Genomic DNA, 19,678 nt, shown 5'->3' on the forward strand with positions numbered 1-19,678 from the left:
TGTCATTGCGGCCTTTTCGCAGCACAAGGCTGCTCCTACAGGAAAAGCGTCTGATTCGATATTCAACTGTTCATGTGCACTGCCGATGTAGTAAGGGCACAATGCCACCATTGATCTGCCGGGTTGGAGATTACCCTTGTTTCGTTTTAACGCTGTTCGCGCGAGTCACTTCCTGCCTTCGCTGATTCTTTTGCTGGCAGGACTCGCCGCGGCCTATGTGAGAGACCTCAGTGTCTTTTTCACATCGCTGTTCAACGTCCTGCCCACCTTGGTCCTGCTGCTGGGTGGCGCCTACTGTGCGGTGTACCGTCGCCAGCGCGAGCTGTTCCTGATGCTCACGGTGTACATCGCCTACTACCTGCTCGACACCCAGACCGACTTCTACCGTGACCATGGCCGCGTTCGCGAGGACGCGGCGGTGATCTTCCATCTCGTGTGCCTGCTGCTACCCGCCCTGTTCGGGCTGTATGGTGCCTGGCAGGAGCGCACCCACCTGCTGCAGGACCTGGTCGCCCGTGGCGCCGTGCTGTTCGCCGTGGGTAGCGTGGCGGTGGCCCTGGAGCAAAGCTACCCCCAAGCACTACTGACCTGGTTGGCGGAAATCCGCTGGCCAACCTTGCATGGCCAATGGATGAGCCTGATCCAGATGGTCTATCCGCTGTTCCTCGGCGTGTTCATCCTGCTGGTGGTGCAATACCTGCGTGCACCACGGCCGCTGCACGCTGCGCAGGTGATGGGCCTGCTGGGCATTTTCTGGATGCTGCCGCAAACCTTCATCCTGCCGTTTACCCTGAACATCATGTGCAGCCAGGTCATGCTGATGATCGCCGCAGCGGTGGCGCACGAGGCCTACCAGATGGCTTTCCGCGACGAACTGACCGGCCTGCCGGGGCGCCGTGCGCTGAATGAGCGCATGCAGCGCCTGGGGCGCAACTATGTGATCGCCATGACCGATGTCGACCACTTCAAGAAATTCAACGACACCCACGGCCACGACGTCGGCGACCAGGTGCTGCGCCTGGTTGCCAGCCGTCTGTCCAAGGTCACCGGGGGTGGCCGTGCCTACCGCTATGGCGGCGAGGAGTTCGCCCTGGTGTTTGCCGGCAAGACTGCCGAGGAATGCGTGCCCCATGTGGAAGCCGTGCGCGAAATGATCGCCAACTACGTGATGCACCTGCGCGACCAGCACAACCGCCCGCAGGACGATACCGCCGGGCGCCAGCGGCGGGCGGGCAGCAGTGGGGGTACGGTTTCGGTCACCATCAGCATCGGTGTGGCGGAGCGCCAGGCCGATCATCGTAACCCCGAAGCGGTGCTGAAATCCGCCGACCAGGCGCTGTACAGCGCCAAGGGCGCAGGGCGCAATTGTGTCATGGTGCATGGGCAACAAGCGCAGCGAGGGGCGGTGCGCACGGCGTGACCGAGTTAGACTATACGGTCTATTGATGACCCTATGTCTCGTAAAAGTTGTTCGGTTACACTGCCTTCAACCCAGTGTCGCGGTTCCCCGAGACCGCCCCGACCCGAGTAGCGAGAGGTTGTCATGGCTGAATATAAAGCGCCCCTGCGCGACATGCGCTTCGTTCTGAATGAAGTCTTCAACGTGGCCGAGCAGTGGGCGCAGTTGCCCGGGTTGGCCGAGGTTGTCGATGTCGACACAGCCATGGCCGTGCTGGAAGAAGCCGGCAAGGTCACCGCCAAGTCCATCGCACCGCTCAGCCGTGCCGCCGATGAAGAGGGCTGTCACTGGGAAAACGGCGCGGTAAGTACCCCAGCCGGTTTCATTGAGGCGTACAAAACCTACGCCGAAGGCGGTTGGGTGGGTGTGGGTGGCGACCCGCTGTTCGGCGGTATGGGCATGCCCAAGGTCATCTCGGCCCAGGTCGAGGAAATGGTCAACGCCTCCAGCCTGTCCTTCGGCCTGTACCCGATGCTGACTGCTGGCGCCTGTCTGTCGATCAACGCCCACGCCAGTGAAGCGCTGAAGGAAAAGTACCTGCCAAACATGTACGCCGGCGTGTGGGCCGGTTCCATGTGCCTGACCGAGCCGCACGCCGGTACCGACCTGGGCATCATCCGCACCAAGGCCGAGCCCCAGGCCGACGGCAGCTACAAGGTCAGCGGCACCAAGATCTTCATCACCGGCGGCGAGCACGACCTGACCGAGAACATCATCCACCTGGTGCTGGCCAAGCTGCCGGACGCACCGGCGGGGCCGAAAGGCATTTCGCTGTTCCTGGTGCCGAAGTTCCTGGTCAATGAAGATGGCAGCCTGGGGGCGCGCAATCCGGCCACCTGCGGCTCGATCGAGCACAAGATGGGTATCCAGGCCTCGGCCACCTGCGTGATGAACTTCGATGAAGCGGTCGGCTATATCGTCGGTGAGCCGAACAAGGGCCTGGCGGCCATGTTCACCATGATGAACTACGAGCGCCTTGGCGTTGGTATCCAGGGCCTGGCGTCGGCCGAGCGCTCCTACCAGAATGCCGTGGAGTACGCCCGCGACCGCCTGCAGAGCCGCGCCCCGACCGGGCCACAAGCCAAGGACAAGGCCGCTGACCCGATCATCGTCCACCCGGACGTGCGCCGCATGCTGTTGACCATGAAGGCGCTGATCGAGGGTGGCCGTGCCTTCTCCAGCTACGTGGCCATGCAGCTGGACAGTGCCAAGTTCAGCGAAGACACCGCCGTGCGCAAGCGCAGCGAAGAACTGGTGGCACTACTGACGCCGGTTGCCAAGGCTTTCCTCACCGACCTGGGCCTGGAGTGCGCGGTGCACGGCCAGCAGGTGTTCGGCGGGCATGGCTACATTCGCGAGTGGGGGCAGGAGCAACTGGTGCGTGATGTGCGTATCACGCAGATCTACGAAGGCACCAACGGCATCCAGGCCCTCGACCTGATGGGGCGCAAGGTGGTGGCCAGTGGTGGGGCGTACTACCGGCTGTTCTCCGACGAGATTCGCCAGTTCATTGCCAGCGCAGGTAGCGAGCTGGATGAATTTGCCAAGCCGTTGGGTGCCTGTCTCGATCAGCTCGACGGGCTGACCGAGTGGGTGCTGGAACAGGCCAAGGGCAACCCGAACGAAATCGGGGCGGCTTCGGTCGAGTACCTGCATGCCTTTGGTTATGTCGCCTACGCCTACATGTGGGCACTGATGGCGCGGGCGGCGAAGGCGGGTGAGGGGGATGAAGCGTTCTATACGGGCAAGCTGGGTACGGCGCGGTTCTACTTTGCGCGGTTGCTGCCGCGGGTGAATTCGCTGGTGGCTTCGGTGAAGGCGGGGAGTGAGTCGTTGTACCTGCTGGATGCCGAACAATTCTGACAGATATGGGGACTGCGTAGCAGTCCCTGCCGTGTAAGCTTTTTCCTACACAACGTGGTGACTTTTCACCACTGTTCTCAGATTGGATCCACGGTTATTCTTTACCACATGGACGTTGCGCAGGAAGCGCAAAGGACAGATCAGGGACGACGACGAAGGACCACCTGCCAGGATGGCGGGGCGATACGGATGTCACAGGGAAACAGTCTGGAAAACCCCGCTTCGGCGGGGTTTTCTTTGTGCGCGGGTTTTTCAGCCCAGCACATCCAGCGGTGATGCACCCAACAGGCGGGCGTCCGTCTCTTCCTCCAGCAACGTGCGCAGCAGCTCCACAGAGGCCTGCTGGCGCTGGGCATCGCGGAACACCAAGCCAACCTTCAGCGGTACCCGTGGCTCGCTCAACGGCTTCCACAGCAGCCCTTGGTCATCCTCGGCGGCCTCCTTGGCCCGCCCCGGCAAGATGGTAGCCAGCGCGGTATGGGCCAGGCTGTCGAGAATCCCCGCCATGTTGTTCATCTCTGCCTGCACCTGCGGCCGACGCCCCTGGCTGGCCAGCTGCGCCTGCCAGATCTGGCGGATCTGGAATTCCTCGCCCAGCATCAGCATGGGCAGCTCGGCGGCCTGGCGAATGGACACCTTCTTGAAGTCCTTCAGCGGGTGGGTGGCGGGGATGACCAGTTGCAGTTCATCTTCATAGAGCAGCAGACCATGCAGCCCCGGCTGGCGTGGCGGCAGGTAACTGATACCGATGTCCAGGCTGCCATTGAGCAAGCGCCGTTCAATCTCCAGCCCTGACAATTCGTAGATCTGCACCACCAGGTGCGGCTGTGCCCTGCGCAGGCGTTCGAGCAGCTGCGGCACCAGGCTCGGCCGCACGGTCTGCAGGACGCCGATGGCCAAGGTACGCAGCGACTGGCCCTTGAAGTTGCGCATGGCCTCGTGGGCGCGCTGCAGGCCGTCGAGCAACGGCAGGGCGTGGTTGTACAGGGTGTGGGCGGCCAGAGTCGGCAGCAGGCGCTTGTTGCTGCGTTCGAACAGGCTCAGGTCGAGGCTGTGCTCCAGCTGGCGGATCTGCTGGGAAAGCGCTGGCTGGGACAGCGACAGGCGCTCGGCGGCGCGGCCCACGTGGCCTTCTTCATACACCGCGACGAAATAACGCAGTTGGCGGAAATCCATAAGTGATACTTATCGAAAATGCTGGAAAAACGAAATGGTCGAAAACCCTCGCGAGGCCTAGTCTATCGCCGTATTCCAACGGGTTACAGCGATGAATCGATCGATTGTTACTCCGGATGAAAAACACTTTTGATAGGCAAGGCAAAATATCGAGTGCCGCACCAAGACCGCACCGTGACCGCCCCTGTCGTGATTGGTTGGAGCCCTGATGAACCTGTTCAACCTGCGCCGCCCGGCCCCTGCCGCCGTCGCCGAGCCCAAGCGTGCGCCGGTAATCGTGCCGGAAGCGCCACAGCTGTCGCGTGAGTGCCTCATGCCCAGCAACGAACGCGCAGCGCAGGTATTCGTGCGTGGCCAGGGCTCCTGGTTGTGGGACAACGAAGGGCATGCCTACCTGGACTTCACCCAGGGTGGTGCGGTCAACAGCCTGGGCCACAGCCCCAGTGTGCTGGTGAAGGCGCTGGGCAGCCAGGCCCAGGCGTTGATCAACCCGGGCTCGGGCTTCCACAGCCGTGGCCTGCTGGGGCTGGTCAACCGCCTGTGCCAGAGCACCGGCAGCGACCAGGCCTACCTGCTCAACAGCGGTGCCGAAGCCTGCGAAGGCGCGATCAAGCTGGCGCGCAAGTGGGGCCAGCTGCACCGCAACGGCGCCTATCACATCATCACCGCCACCCAAGCCTGCCATGGCCGCAGCCTGGGCGCGTTGTCGGCGTCCGACCCGCTGCCCTGCAACCGCTGCGAACCGGGCCTGCCTGGCTTCAGCAAGGTGCCGTTCAACGACCTGGCGGCGCTGCACGCGGAGGTGGACTCGCGCACCGTGGCGATCATGCTCGAGCCGATCCAGGGCGAGGCGGGTGTCATCCCGGCCACGCAGGAATACCTCAAGGGTGTGGAAACGCTGTGCCGGGAACTCGGCATCTTGCTGATCCTCGACGAGGTGCAGACCGGCATCGGCCGCTGTGGCGCGCTGCTGGCCGAGGAAACCTACGGCGTGCGCGCCGACATCATCACCCTGGGCAAGGGCCTGGGCGGTGGCGTGCCGCTGGCGGCCTTGCTGGCCCGGGGCACGGCGTGCTGCGCCGAGCCTGGCGAACTGGAAGGCAGCCACCATGGCAACGCGCTGATGTGCGCTGCCGGCCTGGCCGTGCTGGATACCGTGCTGGAGCCTGGCTTCTTCGCCCAGGTGCAGGACAACGGCCGCCACCTGCGTGAAGGCCTGAGCCGGCTGGCTGGGCGTTATGGCCAGGGCGAAGTGCGCGGGCAAGGCCTGTTGTGGGCCCTGCAGATGAAAGAAAACCTGGCCCGCGAGCTGGTGGCGGCTGCCTTGCATGAAGGCCTGTTGCTCAACGCACCGCAGGCGGATGTGGTGCGTTTTTCGCCAGCGTTGACCGTGAGCAAGGGCAACATCGACGAAATGCTGCTGCGCCTGGCCCGTGCCTTTGCCCGCCTGCATGCCCAGCAGCAGGCCCGCCGCGAAATGCCAGCCTAGCGGCCTGGTGACATCGAGAATTCTACGAACCGTCTGGCGTTCCTGCGCATCGCCCTTGGCCTGTTTCATTCGGCCCGGGGCGTTTTTTTTGCCTGTTGAACCTCTGTGGCGGGCGGCTAGTCTCTGATGTAACCCCTTCAGGAGAGACTCGCATGGACTTTATACGCATCATCATCGCCATCATCCTGCCACCGCTGGGCGTGTTCCTGCAGGTGGGGTTTGGCGGGGCGTTCTGGCTGAATATCTTGCTTACCTTGCTGGGGTACATTCCGGGGATCGTGCATGCGGTGTACATCATCGCCAAGCGCTGAGATTTTTGGGGCTGCTTTGCAGCCCATCGCGACACAAGGCCGCTCCTACAGGTACAGCGCCACATTCGGGCTTGTGCGATCCCTGTAGGAGCGGCCTTGTGTCGCGATGGGCCGCAAAGCGGCCCCAAAATCTCAGCTCCCCAACACCCGGCAATAGAATTTCCATTCTTCTTCCAGCGCATGCGCCAGGTTCTCCGCCTTGCGGAACCCGTGCCGCTCCCCCGCGTAGAAGTGCCCTTCAGCCTCGATCCCGTTAGCCTGCAGTGCCGCCAGCATCGACCGCGTCTGCTCCGGCACCACCACCGCATCCAGTTCGCCCTGGAAGAAAATCACCGGTACCTTGATCTGCCCCGCATGCAGCAGCGGCGTACGCTGGCGATAGCGCTCGGCATCCTGCAGCGGGTCGCCGATCAGCCAGTCCAGGTAGTCCCCTTCGAACTTGTGGGTGGCCCGGCCCAGGGCAACCGGGTCGCTGACCCCGTACAGGCTGGCGCCGGCGCGGAACACATCATGGAACGCCAGGGCGCACAGGGTGGTGTAGCCGCCTGCGCTACCGCCGCGGATGAACGCCTTGCGGCTGTCGATCAGCCCACGTCCGGCCAGGTATTCCACCGCCGCGCAAGCATCGGCCACATCGCTTTCGCCCCAGCGCAGATGCAAGGCCTGGCGGTATTCACGGCCATAGCCGGTGCTGCCCCGGTAGTTCAGGTCGGCGACGGCGAAGCCGCGTTGGGTCCAATACTGGATGCGCGGGTCGAGCACGGGATAACAGGCCGAAGTCGGCCCGCCATGGATGAACACCACCAACGGCGCGGCACCTTGCGAGCGGGCTGCTGGGTAGAAGAAGCCATGGGCGCGCTGGCCGTCACTGCCGTAGTGGATCGACTGCGGCAGGCTGATATGCCTTGCCGGCAGCACTTCGGCGCCACCAGCCAATACGCTGACCTCGTGGTTGCTGCGGGCGATGGCGATGACCGCCGGCGGGCTGATCGGCGAGGCGGCAATGGCAAACAGGTGTTCGGCATCCATGGCCAGGCTGCGAAAACGCGTGTAGGCGCTGGCGAAACGCTCCAGGCGGCCTTCGGCTGTGCGCAGCCCCAGTTGCCCGAAGCCCTCTTCGAACCAGCTGGCCAGATAGCTTCGCGGCCCCAGCGCCAACCAGGTACTGGCGCCCAGTTGCCAGGGGGCTGCGGCGTGGTCCGCCGGTTCGGCAGGCAGGGCCTGCCAGCAGCCATCGACCTCGCCCCAGGGTTGCCAGAAGCCATTGCGGTCAGACAGGCAGTAAAGTCGGCCTTCGCTATCGAAGCGCGGCTGCTGCAGCGATTCGTCAGCGCCGGCCACACATTGCGCGGGCCCCCAGTGGCCACTTGCATCACGTGTGCGGCACATTAGCCTGGTGATGGTCCAGGGTTGTGCCGGGCGGTCCCATTCGACCCACGCCAGGCGCTGGCCGTCGATACTTACCGTAGGCGATGCATAGAAGTCGGCCCCCTCGGCGAGCACTTCGCGGGCTTGTTCACCCAGGGCGACCAAGCGATGCTCGACCCGTTCGCCATGCTGCTCCTCGACCGCCAGCACCAGGCCGTCGTGCCACTGCACATCGCCGTAGCGGCAGCTGGCATCATCAGTCAGGGCGCGCGGTACCGCGCCTTCCAGGGTCTGGGTATAGACCTGCTGGTCCTTTTCATTGACGAACAGCAGCCCATCACCACCCAGGCAAAAACTGCCACCGCCGTATTCGTACACCCGGCTACGTACGCTGAAGCCATCAGGTGTCAGGCAGCGGGCCTGCTGGTGCTGCCAGTGCCAGATGCGACAGGCACCATCGGCCGGGCGAAACTCGTTCCAGAACAGCCCCGCGGCGCTGACCTTGAGTTCGGCGAAGTCGGTGCCGGCGGCAACTGCCTGGGCCGCGCTGAACTCAGCCGCGGACGATAACACGGGAGTTTCGTTCATTGCGGAAGGTCATCTCTTCAATGGTGAGCTGGGCGCTTTCCGCCTCCTCGCGGGCCTTGAGGATGATGCCGTGGTCGGCCGACTTGGCGCACACCGGGTCGGCGTTGCTGGCATCGCCGGTGAGCATGAAGGCCTGGCAGCGGCAGCCGCCGAAGTCATTTTCCTTCTCGTCGCAGGAACGGCAGGGTTCGGGCATCCACTCATAGCCGCGGAAGCGGTTGAAGCCGAACGAGTCGTACCAGATGTGGTGCAGGTCGTGGTCGCGCACGTTGGGGAACTGCACCGGCAACTGGCGCGCACCGTGGCAGGGCAGGGCGGTGCCGTCCGGGGTGATGGTGAGGAACAGGCTGCCCCAGCCATTCATGCAGGCCTTGGGGCGCTCCTCGTAGTAGTCCGGGGTGACGAAGATCAGCTTGCACGGGTTGCCCTCGGCCTTGAGCTTTTCCCGATACTCGTTGGTGATGCGTTCGGCCCGTTCCAGCTGCGCGCGGGTTGGCAGCAGGCCCAGCCGGTTGAGGTGGGCCCAGCCGTAGAACTGGCAGGTGGCAAGCTCGACGAAGTCGGCCTCCAGGGCGATGCACAGCTCGATGATGCGGTCGATCTTGTCGATGTTGTGCCGGTGGGTGACGAAGTTGAGCACCATCGGGTAGCCATGGGCCTTCACCGCACGGGCCATTTCCAGCTTTTGCGCAAAGGCCTTCTTCGAGCCGGCCAGCAGGTTGTTGACCTGCTCGTCGCTGGCCTGGAAGCTGATCTGGATATGGTCCAGGCCGGCCTTCTTGAAGTCGGCGATGCGCGCTTCGGTCAGGCCGATGCCCGAGGTGATCAGGTTGGTGTAGTAGCCCAGCCGGCGGGCCTCGCCGATCAGTTCGGCGAGGTCCTGGCGTACCAGCGGCTCTCCGCCGGAGAAACCGATTTGCGCGGCACCCATTTCCCGGGCTTCGGCCATCACCTTGAACCACTGCTCGGTGCTCAGCTCCTGGCCCTGGGCTGCGAAGTCCAGCGGGTTGGAGCAGTACGGGCACTGCAGCGGGCAGCGGTAGGTCAGCTCGGCCAGCAGCCACAGCGGCAGGCCGACTGCAGGCGTGGGCGGTAACTCAGGCGAGGACGATCCAGTGTTCGGCACGGGCCACCTCCATGAACTGCTCGATGTCATCGGCCACTTCCGGGACACCGGGGAACTGTTGTTCGAGTTCGCTGATGATCGCGGCAACGTCGCGTTGGCCGTCGATCAGGCCACCAATCAGGGCTGCGCTGTCGTTGAGCTTGATCATGCCCTCTGGGTACAGCAGCACATGGCCCTTTTGCGCCGGCTCGTACTGGAAGCGGTAGCCGGGGCGCCAGGCTGGCACTTGATTACGGTCGAAACTCATAGGGTGATCCCTTTGTGCCACACCCGTTCCTGGGTGACGGAGTGATAGGGCGGGCGGTTCAGCTCGTAAGCCATGCTCATGGCGTCGAGCATGCTCCAGAGAATATCCAGCTTGAACTGCAGTATCTCCAGCATACGCTCCTGGCCCGCGCGGGTGGTGTAGTGCTGCAAGGTAATCGCCAGGCCATGCTCCACGTCACGCCGGGCCTGGCCCAGGCGGGTGCGGAAGTATTCGTAGCCGGCCGGGTCGATCCACGGGTAGTGCTGCGGCCAGCTGTCCAGGCGCGACTGGTGGATCTGCGGGGCGAACAGCTCGGTCAGCGAGCTGCTGGCCGCTTCCTGCCAACTGGCCCGGCGGGCGAAGTTGACGTAGGCGTCCACGGCAAAGCGCACACCGGGCAGTACCAGCTCCTGGGAACGCAACTGGTCCGGGTCCAGCCCCACGGCCTGGCCCAGGCGCAGCCAGGCTTCGATACCACCGTCTTCGCCGGGCGCGCCATCGTGGTCGAGCAGGCGCTGGATCCACTCGCGGCGTACTTCGCGGTCCGGGCAGTTGGCCAGAATCGCGGCATCCTTCATCGGGATGTTGACCTGGTAGTAGAAGCGGTTGGCTACCCAGCCCTGGATCTGTTCGCGGGTGGCGCGACCCTGGTACATCGCCACGTGGTACGGGTGATGGATGTGGTAGTAGGCGCCCTTGGCGCGCAGGGCCTGCTCGAATTCGGCAGGGGACATTGGCAGTGCGTCGCTCATTCGGCTGGCTCCTGTATAGCTGAGTCTCGGCGCGATCCCTGTGGGAGCGGGTTTACCCGCGAACACCGGCGAAGCCGGTGCCATACACTGTGTGGGATTCTTCGCGGGTGAACCCGCTCCCACAGGGCCTGTGTTGCTTGTGCGATCTGGCTGTTACAACTCGATACTCATGCCATCGAAGGCCACTTCCACACCCCGGCGCAGCACTTCAGCACGCTCGGGCGAGTCTTCGTCGAGAATCGGGTTGGTGTTGTTGATGTGGATAAGTACCTTGCGCTGGCGCGGGAAGCCATCCAGCACCTCCAGCATGCCGCCTGGGCCGTTCTGCGCCAGGTGGCCCATTTCGCGGCCGGTGCGGGTGCCCACGCCACGGCGTTGCATCTCGTCATCTTCCCACAGGGTGCCGTCGACCAGCAGGCAGTCGGCGCCGTGCATCATCGTCAGCAGCTTGTCGTCCACCTGGCCCAGGCCCGGGGCGTAGAACAGCTTGCCGCCGGTGCGGGTGTCCTCGACCAGCAGGCCAAGGTTGTCGCCCGGGTGCGGGTCGAAGCGGTGCGGCGAGTAGGGCGGCGCGGCGCTGCGCAGGGGGAACGGGGTGAAGCGCAGGTTGGGGCAGGCGTCGATGACGAAGCTGCCTTCCAGCTCGATGCGGTTCCACTGCAGGCCGCCGTTCCAGTGGCTGAGCATGTTGAACAGCGGAAAGCCCGTGGTCAGGTCCTGGTGGACCATGTCGGTGCACCACACCTGGTGCGGGCAGCCTTCGCGCAGGCTGAGCAGGCCGGTGGTGTGGTCGATCTGGCTGTCCAGCAGGATGATGGCGTTGATGCCGGTGTCGCGCAGGGCGCGGGCCGGCTGCATCGGCGCAAAGGCCTGGAGCTGGGCGCGAATATCGGGCGAGGCATTGCACAGCACCCAGTGCACGCCATCGTCGGACAGGGCGATGGAGGACTGGGTGCGCGGCGTGGCCCGCAAGGTGCCGTCACGCAAGCCCTTGCAGTTGACGCAGTTGCAGTTCCACTGGGGGAACCCGCCGCCGGCGGCGGAACCGAGAACCTGGATGTACATGGCCACTCTCTCTGCAGAAACCGTAGCGAAAAAACGAAAACGCCCCGGCAGGCCGAGGCGTTGAACCGTAAGCCGGGCTTAGCGGTTGGCGAAGTACATGGTGACTTCGAAGCCGATGCGCAGATCAGTGTATGCAGGTTTGGTCCACATGGAATTACTCCTTCCGGATGAGGGGGTGGGTTTGTCAGCTACTACTTGGGTACCGCCATTGGCTGGAGGTTCCCAAGGTTGGGATTGCGCTATCTTACAAGAAAAATTTGTACCGAAAGGTTAATTATTCGAAAACTCCGTTGCGTTTTTCGTAACAATCATGGGTTTGAACCCAGCCAGGAAGTATCTGGTGCGACTGCGTTGGCAAGGCATAGCCAAGTGGAATCTTTATCGAGCAAGTGGTTCAGCAACTGGTCCAGATCCGTCTGCCGCGTTTTCAGGATAGACCTGCGCAGCGCATCCAGCCTGCCGGGTTGTGTGGCCAGGAATGTCTGCCACGCCCATTCGGCGACTTCGGCGTTGCCCATCGCCGGTTCATCGAATTGCCCGGCCAGGGCCTGACGAGCGGCAGGGGCCAGGGTAACGCCCTGGCGCAGCAAGGTGAGCAGGTGGTCGAGGATCTGTACCTGGCTGGCATGAGGCGACTGGACCCCGAACAGCAGGCCGCCGACACCCTCTACCTGACGAAAGGTACTGAATACCGCATAGCCGAGTTGCAGTTCTACCCGCAGCCGTTGGTAAACCGGCCCTTGCAGCAATTGCGCGAGCAGGCGGCCAGCGGCTTCCATGGCCGCTGGCAGTGGGCAGAACAGCAGCAGGGCATGCTCACTGCCAGGTACTTCGGCATGTTGCCAACGGTGGTTGGCCCAGGCGGGCAGAGGGCCAGGCGCCGAGCCTTGGCCAGGGCAGTGCTGCAGCACGGTGCCCAATGCGTTCAGGGCGGCATCGTCGAAGCCAGTAGCCAGGCCGTGCCAGCGTGCTTGCTGCCACAGTTTGTCGAGATGCGTCTGTGCCAGGGTGCAGGCCGCAGCAGGTGCAGGCATGGCGCCCAGCACGGCGTCGGGCAGCTGCTTGAGCAGGGCCCGGATGGGAATCAGTGCCGGAGGCTGCGTCGAACTGGGCAGCCAGCTGCCTGCCCGGGGCTTGCGCATCAGCGCCAAGGCTTGGTCCACAGTGCGCAGTACCGCTGCCGGCAGCCCGGTGCAGCGCAGTTGCCAGTATTCGCCAGCGGCACTGAACTGCAACTGCACCGATACGCGCTCGCAGCGCTCCTGCAGGGGGTGCAAGGCGCGTTCGAGCAGCGCATGCAGGCGTTGGCGCAACGGCGAAGGGACCTGCCAGCGCAGGTACAGCGCCGCGTACTGACGAGCACCAGGCAGCTGGTCGCTGACTTTCAGTGCCGCTGGCAGTGGGTGCGGACTGGCATCAGGCAAGTCGGCCAGAAGCAAGGGGTCGACTGCGGGCAGTTGCCAATGCCCATGTGCGCGGCCCGGCAGGCCTTCCAGCAGGGCACGGAGCGCCTGCAAGCCTTGTGTGTCCAAACCGCTGAACGGCTGGCCGGCGCAGTCCCGGCGGGCCAGCTCAAGCGCGCTGGCACTGCGTTCGCGGCTTTGCTGCAGCAGCTCGAATTCGGCACTCAATTGCTCAGGGGCGGCCTGGCGGATGAAGCCGAACCAGCCTTGCAACAGGGCATCGGCTTCTTCTGGGCAGGCGTCCTCGCCCAGCTTCAGGTCAATGTGCCACAGCAACTGCCCGGCGAAGGCATACAGCGCCTCGGCCTTGAAGCTTTGCAGCCAGCCACGCTGGCGAAGTGCATGCAGCCAGGTGCCTGGGCGGCTATCGCCGAGGCAGGCGATGAGCAACTCAAGGGCCTGCTCGGCACCTGCCGGCAGGTTTTCGTGGCTGAACAGCAGGTGCGTATCGGACGTCGATAAAGGCGGTGGCAGAGCTTGTGGCACCCGTTCACCTGTTGCGAACAGCTTGGCATGCTGCCGGCCCAGCAATTCCAGTTCATCCAGCGATTGCGGGCCGCACAGGCTCAGGGTGACCTGGCCGCCTTGGTAGAAGCGCTGGTGAAAGCCACCGAGCGCTTGCTGGAAGGCAGGATCTTGCAAGGCCAGGGTATGCCGGTTACCGGCATGAAAAGCGCCCAATGGATGGCCGGGCGCTGCCGATTGCAGCAAGGCGAACTGCTGCTGGGCCTGAGGGTTGCGCGACCAGGCAATGAACTCGGCATGGATTACTTCGCGTTCGCGGCGTTGGCGCTCGATGCCCAGGTCTGGTTCGGCCAACATCTGGCACAGGCGCTCCAGCCCGCCGGCCAGGGCGCTGGGCGGGACCTCGAAGAAGAAGTCGGTGGTGCGTTCGCGGGTGCTGGCATTGACCTGGCCGCCGAGGGCCTGCACATAGCGCATCAGGCCGTCGTCGAGAGGGAAGCGCGAGGTGCCGAGGAAGAACAGGTGCTCCAGGAAGTGGGCCAGGCCGGGCCATCTGGTCGGCGCGTCGTGGCTACCCGCGTGCACCCGCAGGGCCGCGGCCGAGCGCTTCAGGCGCGGGGCGTGGCGCAGGGTCAGCTGCAGGCCGTTGGCGAGGGTGAGGTGGCGGGTGGCGTCAGGCATGGAAACTCCAGGGCAGGTGTTCATGCTAACCCATTTGTTTGCAGGGCCGGCCTCTTCGCGGGTAAACCCGCTCCCACAGGCACTGCATAGCTTTCAGGCCTGTGATTTACCCTGTGGGAGCGGGTTTACCCGCGAATGGGCCGCACAGCGGCCCCAGTCAGCCCTTACGCAGGTGCAGCTCCTGGCGCAGATCGCTCAGGTAAGGAAACGCCGCCCGCCCCTGTACCACCCGCTCATGCTCCAGCTCCGCCAGCAACTGGCATTCGTCTCGCCCGGCCATGGCCAGCAGGCTGCCATCCGGGCCGACGATGCTGCTCTGCCCGCAATACTGGATCTCGTCTTCCGAGCCGCAGTAGTTGGCATACACCAGGTAGCACTGATTCTCCTGCGCCCGCGCCCTCACGGTCACTTGGCAGATGAAGTCGTACGGCGACATGTTCGCAGTCGGCACTAGGATCAGCTCGGCACCGTCCAGCGCCAGGCGTCGCGCGTTTTCCGGGAACTCGATGTCGTAGCAGATCAGCAGGCCGACCTTCCAGCCATCCAGCTCCACCACCGGGAAGTGATCGGCACCTGCGCTGAACATCGAGCGGTCCAGCTCGCCGAACAGGTGGGTCTTGCGATAGTTGCTCAGGCTGCGGCCGTGCGCATCGATCAACTGCACGCTGTTGTAGATCGCGCCATCATCGCCACGCTCCGGATACCCGTAGACGATGGCGATGCGGTGCGCCTGGGCGATTTCCACCACCTCCATGGCCGCCGGGCCATCGGCGGCCTCGGCCAGGCGCTCGACCTGGGCCAGGCCGATGTTGTAGCCGGTCAGGAACATCTCCGGGCACACCAGCAAACTGGCCCCGCGTTCGGCCGCCAGTTGCGCCTGGTGGCGCAACCGTTGCAGGTTGCCGGGCACGTCCAGTGGCTTGGGTGCGCCCTGGAACAGAGCGATGCGCATGCTGCCTCCTTGTCTCAGTCCGGCAGGGCGATCGGGCCGATTTCGTCGAACACATCGCCTGGGCCGGGGTTGTCCGGGTGGGTGCGGCCACCGAAGTGATTCATGATACCCCACACCGCATTCAGCGATGTTTGTACCGCGCCTTCCACCCAGGCCGGCGTCCACGACACATCGTCACCGGCGATGAACATGCCGCGCTGCTCGGCAGGCATGTCCTGCTGCATGAAGTGCGCGTACATGCGCTGGTTGTAGCGGTAGTGCCCAGGCAACGCGCCCTTGAAGGCGCCGAGGAAGTGCGGGTCGGCTTCCCAGGAAACGGTGATCGGGTCGCCGATGATGTGCCCGGCGATGTCGGTCTTCGGGTAGATCTTCTTCAGTGCATCCAGAGCCAGTTGCACGCGTTTTTCCACCGGGTGCGGCAGCATCTTCAGCGCGTCGCTCATCCACGAGTAGGACAGGCAGATCACCCCCGGCTTGTCGTCACCGTTATCGAACAAGTAGGTGCCACGGGTGAGGCGATCGGTGAGGGTCATGCTCATCAGGTCGCGGCCGGTTTCCGGGTCCTTGTCCTTCCAGAACGGCCGGTCGACCATGACGAAGGTCTTCGACGACTGCATGTAGCGGGTGCGGTCCAGGGCCATCCACATCTTTTGCGAGAACAGCGATTCCTCGCAGTCGATCTGGGTGGTCAGCAGCCAGGTCTGGCAGGTGGCGAGCACGGCACTGTAGTGACGGGTGTCGCCCCAGTTGTCGGTGACCGCCAGGCGGCCATCGGCAGCGCGGGCGATGCGCTTGACCCCGGTACGCGGTGCGCCGCCATGCAGCCCGCTCAGGCTGGTGCCTTCCGGCCAATGCACGCAGCGCTCCGGTACATGGCGCCAGATGCCTTGCGGTACCTGCTCTACACCGCCGACTACCAGGTGCTGGTGGTCGTCGCAGTTGGTCATCACCACGCGGAAGATTTCCAGCATCGAGTTGGGGAAGTCCGAGTCCCAGCCGCCGGTGCCGAAGCCGACCTGGCCGAACACTTCGCGGTGCTGGAAGCTCAGCTGGGCGAACGAGCGCGAGGTGGCGACGAAGTCGTAGAACGTGCGGTCGTCCCACAGCGGTACCAGCTTGTTCCACAGCTCTTTCAGGCGCGGTACGTCACGGTCGCGGATGGCCTGCTGGATGTCGGCGAACTGCGCACCGCTTTCCAGCGCGTCGGCCCAGGCATCGGCCACTTCGTGGAACAGCTTGGGCAGGTCGGTGGGTTTTTCGGCGTAGTAGGTCTGGCCTTCCAGGTCGATCACCGTGCTGCCCGAGGCCGGGGTCAGCGGGTTGGGGAACGGTTTGGTCTCCAGGCCCAGCTTGTCCACGTAGTGGTAGAAGGCAGTGGATGACACCGGGAAGCGCATGCCACCCAGTTCGGCGATGATCCCGTCGGTGCCGTTGAAGGTTTGCGAGCGCAGCCGGCCACCCAGCTTGGATGCTTCGTACACCACCGGCTTGAGGCCCAGCTTCATCAGCTCGTAGGCCGCCACCAGGCCGGCGATACCGGCGCCCACGATTGCCACTTCCTCACCATGGCGCCCGGCCGGGATGCTGCCCAGGCCTGCGGGGTGTTCCAGCCAGTCGTCGAAGGCGAAGGGGAAATCCGGGCCGAAGATGGTGACGGGTTTTTTACCATCGGCGGGGTGGCGGTTTTTCTTGTTCATGAAGTGACCTTGCCAAAGAGGCTGCGCAGCGGGCGGAGCCTGAGTATAGGAGATGCCTGGAGGCCATTTTAGGGAGTGGGGTGTTCGTTATTAAGGTGCAGATTGTTGTCTGAATGTAGCTTCTATCGTCGAAATGTATAAGCAAGATAGATTTATGACGAAAAGGAAGCCTGCCAATCTCAAGCACAGCATCTGCCCTCTGTGGGAGCGGGCGAGCCCGCGAAGAAGCCCCCGCGGTGTATGGCACGGGCTGCGCCCGTGTTCGCGGGCACGCCCGCTCCCACAGGGTGTGATCAGACAGTTCCTACACCCATGCCATGAATTAAAGAATTACCCTACGCCCGCTATAGCCTCGGTCTGGCTGCGTGGGAAACGCCTCATCGTTAACTTCACTGGGTCGCCGCTGTTCGGTCGACTGGGTGTGAGAACCCATCTCCAACTTCGCACCAAGGCTTATGTCATGGCAGCTGTGCGCGGGCAGGCTTTCGCCTGGCCGGATTTCCAAGTTGGCCGGTTCTCACCCCGTGCATGGCTGCCACCTATTTCCCGTGAGAAGGAGTTGGTAGGCGGTTTCCTCAAGACTCAATTTGGAAATTGCATCATGAAGAAGACTTATTCCGACCAACCCGAAAAACTGAAACCCACCGCAGAAAAAACCTTTTGCAACTGCGAATCCAGCCATCCGCCATTATTCGCCATACGCCCCGGCATCGACGCTGCAGACGCCTTGGTCCACGCCTGCCTGCTGGCCCGTGGCCTCAATCAGATCGCCACCGACTACGCCCAGCATCACGCCCCCGAGCGCAGCCGTGACATCGTCTGGTCGATGCAGCATTCCGCCGAAAGCCTTTCGGCGATTCTGGAAGGCCTGCTCGACGGCCAGGAGGCCTGACCGCCAGCCAGGTTCAGAACGGCTGCCCGCGGTCCACCTTGCTGCTGAGAATGATCGACGTGGTGGTCTTCTCCACCCCGTCGACGCTGCCGATCTGGTCGAGCAACTGGTCCAGTTGCTCGGGCGAATCCGTACGCAGCCAAGCCACATAATCGAACTCGCCGCTCACTGCGCACAGCTGTTGCACCTGGCCCATGGCACTCAGGCGCCGCACCACCTCCTTGCCTGAGCGCGGCTGCACCTTGATCCCCACATACGCCTGCAGCCCCCCACCCATCACCCGCTGGCCCAGGCGCACGCCATAGCCGGAGATGACCTTGTTCTTCTCCAGCCGCTCCAGACGCGAGTTGACGGTAGTACGAGCGATGCCCAGCTGGCGGGCGAGGGTGGCGACGCTTTCGCGTGCGTTTATCTGCAACAGGGCGATCAGCTGGCGATCGATTTCATCCAGCGTGATGGAGCGGGAATCCGACATGGCGAGTCTCTACGGTTGACCCGCTAGCCTAGCTAGCCTGCGGTAAGCAGGGCAAGGGTAGACAGTTGTCCATGCTTTGCATCAGTGCTGCAATCCCGGGGCCGCTTCGCGACACAAGGCCGCTCCTACAGCTGCTGCGCCGGCATGTAAGCATCGGGCGCAATGACAGAACTGCTCGATTGGTCCGGCAGGTCGAGGTGCGGTCTAGAGTGGAATAGGAACTCACAAAATCTAACGATTTATAGCTGTTTAGATAGCCATGCCTGAGCAGAGAATGGCCCTCTCACGAACGTTGTGTTTCGGAGGACGAGGATGCCAGCCTACCACCTTGCATCAGCTCCCTCATTGCGCAATACTGCCGACAACAACTAACCCTCACGACCGGCGTGGCATGACCATCTGGTTGGAGGGGGAAAAAGCCGGCTTAAGCCGGTTTTTTCGTTTCTGGAGTGCAAAAAATGCAGAGAAAGCTTGATTCTGAGCCTCTGCGCACTCGTATCTATATCGACGGCTACAACTTCTACTACGGCTGCTTGCGCGGCACACCGTACAAGTGGCTCGACCTGTTGCCTCTCTTTGAAAAGCACATCTTGCCTTCCATACTGGTCACGGACAACCATGGCCAGATCAGGGCATCGCGGCTCCTGGAATCCCCCTCGATCAAATATTTCACGGCAAAGATCATCGAGTCGGTCGCCCGTGCTGGCGATTCGGTGTCGTCACAAGCTCGCTACCACACCGCTTTGCGCAAGCTGCATGACGGTCGAATAGAGCTCATCGAAGGTTATTACGCCGTCAATAAAATGAAGGTGAAGATCGTCGACCCTGAAAATCCGGACAAGGCTCCGCGTGAGTGCCGGGAAATCCAGGCCTGGAAGGTGGAGGAGAAACAGAGCGACGTGAATCTGGCCCTCCAGGCTTACCATGATTCGATCACGGGGCAGGTTGACCATGCCGTCATCGTTACCAACGATACTGACATCGCTCCTGCACTTCAGATGATTCGTGCTCACACAGATGTGCGGATTGGCGTGGTTGTGCCGACGTCGGGGCAAAACCGCTCGGCGAATACCGACCTGATCAAGTTTGCGCACTGGAAGCGAGAGCACATCAATTCAGGCGAGCTTGCGGCCTGTCAGCTACCGAGAGTGATTCCAGGGAGGAAACCAACCATCAAGTCGGAGTCCTGGTATGGGCAACCTGAACTGCTGCAGGAAATTCTGGATCTGGCCATTCCTGTACGCGGAAGCAGGGCGGCAGCGTTCAAGTGGATGGAGCAGCCCAATCAGTTCCTCAGTGGTGAGCGGCCGATAGAGCTGGTGGAAACTGCCGAAGGTGCGACACGGGTTCTTCAGTACATACACAGCTGGATAGCCCAGCAAGAGGAGTTGCCCTAGTCAGGAGAACATGACTGCAGTCCCCGAAAAGACAAAGGCCTACGTTCTGCAACGTAAGCCTTTGATTATCTGGTGGGCCCACACGGACTCGAACCGTGGACCAAAGGATTATGAGTCCTGGCAAACAGTGCTCCAAAAATATCCCGAAGCGTTGATTTAGCTGGCCTGTAAGCCAATAAGTACGGGCTGTCGGCCTCCCGTAGTATCCATTG

General features: G+C 63.1%; 17 protein-coding genes and 1 tRNA gene. 6 read left to right on the forward strand and 12 right to left on the reverse strand.

Annotation, left to right across the window (positions count from 1 at the left end; translation table 11 throughout):
- Positions 1–136 precede the first annotated feature (136 nt).
- Together M1D87_RS01965 and M1D87_RS01970 are read left to right on the forward strand one after the other, a co-directional pair.
- Positions 137–1,420, forward strand: a complete 1,284-nt coding sequence (locus M1D87_RS01965; protein ID WP_039613233.1) for a GGDEF domain-containing protein — start codon at positions 137–139, stop codon at positions 1,418–1,420.
- Positions 1,421–1,543: 123 nt separating this feature from the next.
- Positions 1,544–3,322: an acyl-CoA dehydrogenase C-terminal domain-containing protein gene (locus M1D87_RS01970; RefSeq protein WP_123084612.1), complete on the forward strand. Its 1,779-nt coding sequence runs from the start codon at positions 1,544–1,546 to the stop codon at positions 3,320–3,322.
- 252 nt (positions 3,323–3,574) lie between these two features.
- On the opposite strand, the gene M1D87_RS01975 is transcribed toward M1D87_RS01970, so the two are convergent.
- Complete coding sequence (locus M1D87_RS01975) at positions 3,575–4,498, reverse strand: LysR family transcriptional regulator (RefSeq protein ID WP_004375209.1); 924 nt, start codon at positions 4,496–4,498, stop codon at positions 3,575–3,577.
- Positions 4,499–4,706: 208 nt separating this feature from the next.
- Here M1D87_RS01975 and M1D87_RS01980 point away from each other — a divergent pair, with 208 nt between their 5' ends.
- The gene (locus M1D87_RS01980; RefSeq protein WP_039613235.1) at positions 4,707–5,987 is read left to right on the forward strand and encodes an aspartate aminotransferase family protein; all 1,281 of its coding nucleotides are present in this window, start codon (positions 4,707–4,709) and stop codon (positions 5,985–5,987) included.
- 152 nt (positions 5,988–6,139) lie between these two features.
- Entirely contained in the window at positions 6,140–6,298 is a 159-nt protein-coding gene (locus tag M1D87_RS01985) for a YqaE/Pmp3 family membrane protein (RefSeq protein WP_009681539.1), read from the forward strand.
- A gap of 132 nt (positions 6,299–6,430) precedes the next feature.
- Here M1D87_RS01985 and M1D87_RS01990 read toward each other — a convergent pair whose 3' ends face one another.
- The 9 genes from M1D87_RS01990 to M1D87_RS02030 form a co-directional block, all read right to left on the reverse strand.
- Positions 6,431–8,254: a S9 family peptidase gene (locus M1D87_RS01990; protein ID WP_123084610.1), complete on the reverse strand. Its 1,824-nt coding sequence runs from the start codon at positions 8,252–8,254 to the stop codon at positions 6,431–6,433.
- The gene (gene pqqE / locus M1D87_RS01995; protein ID WP_039613237.1) at positions 8,220–9,380 is read right to left on the reverse strand and encodes a pyrroloquinoline quinone biosynthesis protein PqqE; all 1,161 of its coding nucleotides are present in this window, start codon (positions 9,378–9,380) and stop codon (positions 8,220–8,222) included. Before pqqE ends, M1D87_RS01990 begins: the two co-directional genes overlap by 35 nt.
- Entirely contained in the window at positions 9,352–9,627 is a 276-nt protein-coding gene (pqqD, locus tag M1D87_RS02000) for a pyrroloquinoline quinone biosynthesis peptide chaperone PqqD (protein ID WP_004375207.1), read from the reverse strand. Before pqqD ends, pqqE begins: the two co-directional genes overlap by 29 nt.
- On the reverse strand, positions 9,624–10,379 hold the full coding sequence (gene pqqC / locus M1D87_RS02005) for a pyrroloquinoline-quinone synthase PqqC (protein ID WP_003255592.1): 756 nt from the start codon (positions 10,377–10,379) through the stop codon (positions 9,624–9,626). Before pqqC ends, pqqD begins: the two co-directional genes overlap by 4 nt.
- 153 nt (positions 10,380–10,532) lie before the next feature.
- Positions 10,533–11,444 carry a pyrroloquinoline quinone biosynthesis protein PqqB gene (gene pqqB / locus M1D87_RS02010; RefSeq protein WP_024086143.1) on the reverse strand — a complete coding sequence of 304 codons (912 nt, stop codon included), beginning with the start codon at positions 11,442–11,444 and terminating at the stop codon, positions 10,533–10,535.
- A 78-nt stretch (positions 11,445–11,522) separates the two neighbouring features.
- On the reverse strand, positions 11,523–11,594 hold the full coding sequence (gene pqqA / locus M1D87_RS02015; protein ID WP_003243383.1) for a pyrroloquinoline quinone precursor peptide PqqA: 72 nt from the start codon (positions 11,592–11,594) through the stop codon (positions 11,523–11,525).
- A gap of 158 nt (positions 11,595–11,752) precedes the next feature.
- A complete protein-coding gene (pqqF, locus tag M1D87_RS02020) occupies positions 11,753–14,053 on the reverse strand; it encodes a pyrroloquinoline quinone biosynthesis protein PqqF (protein WP_123084609.1) in 2,301 nt (766 codons plus the stop codon).
- 157 nt (positions 14,054–14,210) lie between these two features.
- Entirely contained in the window at positions 14,211–15,005 is a 795-nt protein-coding gene (locus tag M1D87_RS02025; protein ID WP_123084608.1) for a carbon-nitrogen hydrolase family protein, read from the reverse strand.
- 14 nt (positions 15,006–15,019) lie between these two features.
- Positions 15,020–16,702, reverse strand: a complete 1,683-nt coding sequence (locus M1D87_RS02030; protein WP_123084607.1) for a flavin monoamine oxidase family protein — start codon at positions 16,700–16,702, stop codon at positions 15,020–15,022.
- Between the two features lie 460 nt (positions 16,703–17,162).
- On the opposite strand from M1D87_RS02030, the gene M1D87_RS02035 reads away from it, so the two are divergent.
- Positions 17,163–17,594 (forward strand): hypothetical protein, encoded by a 432-nt coding sequence (locus M1D87_RS02035; protein ID WP_232880970.1) that lies wholly within the window; start codon positions 17,163–17,165, stop codon positions 17,592–17,594.
- 13 nt (positions 17,595–17,607) lie between these two features.
- Here the strand turns inward: M1D87_RS02035 and M1D87_RS02040 are convergent, their stop codons facing one another.
- Positions 17,608–18,069 carry an Lrp/AsnC family transcriptional regulator gene (locus tag M1D87_RS02040; protein ID WP_013970574.1) on the reverse strand — a complete coding sequence of 154 codons (462 nt, stop codon included), beginning with the start codon at positions 18,067–18,069 and terminating at the stop codon, positions 17,608–17,610.
- Positions 18,070–18,527: 458 nt separating this feature from the next.
- On the opposite strand from M1D87_RS02040, the gene nicB reads away from it, so the two are divergent.
- A complete protein-coding gene (gene nicB, locus M1D87_RS02045; RefSeq protein WP_123084606.1) occupies positions 18,528–19,466 on the forward strand; it encodes a 6-hydroxy-3-succinoylpyridine 3-monooxygenase in 939 nt (312 codons plus the stop codon).
- Positions 19,467–19,536: 70 nt separating this feature from the next.
- Here nicB and M1D87_RS02050 read toward each other — a convergent pair.
- A tRNA-Ser gene (locus M1D87_RS02050) sits at positions 19,537–19,611 on the reverse strand.
- Positions 19,612–19,678 lie beyond the last annotated feature (67 nt).

The sequence above is a fragment of the Pseudomonas sp. SA233 genome (assembly GCF_054792385.1).

Coding starts and splice junctions, on each gene's coding strand:
- M1D87_RS01970 (WP_123084612.1), top strand. CDS start 1,544: ATGGCTGAATATAAAGCGCCCCTGCGCGACATGCGCTTCGTTCTGAAT.
- M1D87_RS01975 (WP_004375209.1), bottom strand. CDS start 4,498: ATGGATTTCCGCCAACTGCGTTATTTCGTCGCGGTGTATGAAGAAGGC.
- M1D87_RS01980 (WP_039613235.1), top strand. CDS start 4,707: ATGAACCTGTTCAACCTGCGCCGCCCGGCCCCTGCCGCCGTCGCCGAG.
- M1D87_RS01985 (WP_009681539.1), top strand. CDS start 6,140: ATGGACTTTATACGCATCATCATCGCCATCATCCTGCCACCGCTGGGC.
- M1D87_RS01990 (WP_123084610.1), bottom strand. CDS start 8,254: ATGAACGAAACTCCCGTGTTATCGTCCGCGGCTGAGTTCAGCGCGGCC.
- pqqD (WP_004375207.1), bottom strand. CDS start 9,627: ATGAGTTTCGACCGTAATCAAGTGCCAGCCTGGCGCCCCGGCTACCGC.
- pqqC (WP_003255592.1), bottom strand. CDS start 10,379: ATGAGCGACGCACTGCCAATGTCCCCTGCCGAATTCGAGCAGGCCCTG.
- pqqB (WP_024086143.1), bottom strand. CDS start 11,444: ATGTACATCCAGGTTCTCGGTTCCGCCGCCGGCGGCGGGTTCCCCCAG.
- pqqF (WP_123084609.1), bottom strand. CDS start 14,053: ATGCCTGACGCCACCCGCCACCTCACCCTCGCCAACGGCCTGCAGCTG.
- M1D87_RS02025 (WP_123084608.1), bottom strand. CDS start 15,005: ATGCGCATCGCTCTGTTCCAGGGCGCACCCAAGCCACTGGACGTGCCC.
- M1D87_RS02030 (WP_123084607.1), bottom strand. CDS start 16,702: ATGAACAAGAAAAACCGCCACCCCGCCGATGGTAAAAAACCCGTCACC.
- M1D87_RS02035 (WP_232880970.1), top strand. CDS start 17,163: ATGGCAGCTGTGCGCGGGCAGGCTTTCGCCTGGCCGGATTTCCAAGTT.
- M1D87_RS02040 (WP_013970574.1), bottom strand. CDS start 18,069: ATGTCGGATTCCCGCTCCATCACGCTGGATGAAATCGATCGCCAGCTG.
- nicB (WP_123084606.1), top strand. CDS start 18,528: ATGCAGAGAAAGCTTGATTCTGAGCCTCTGCGCACTCGTATCTATATC.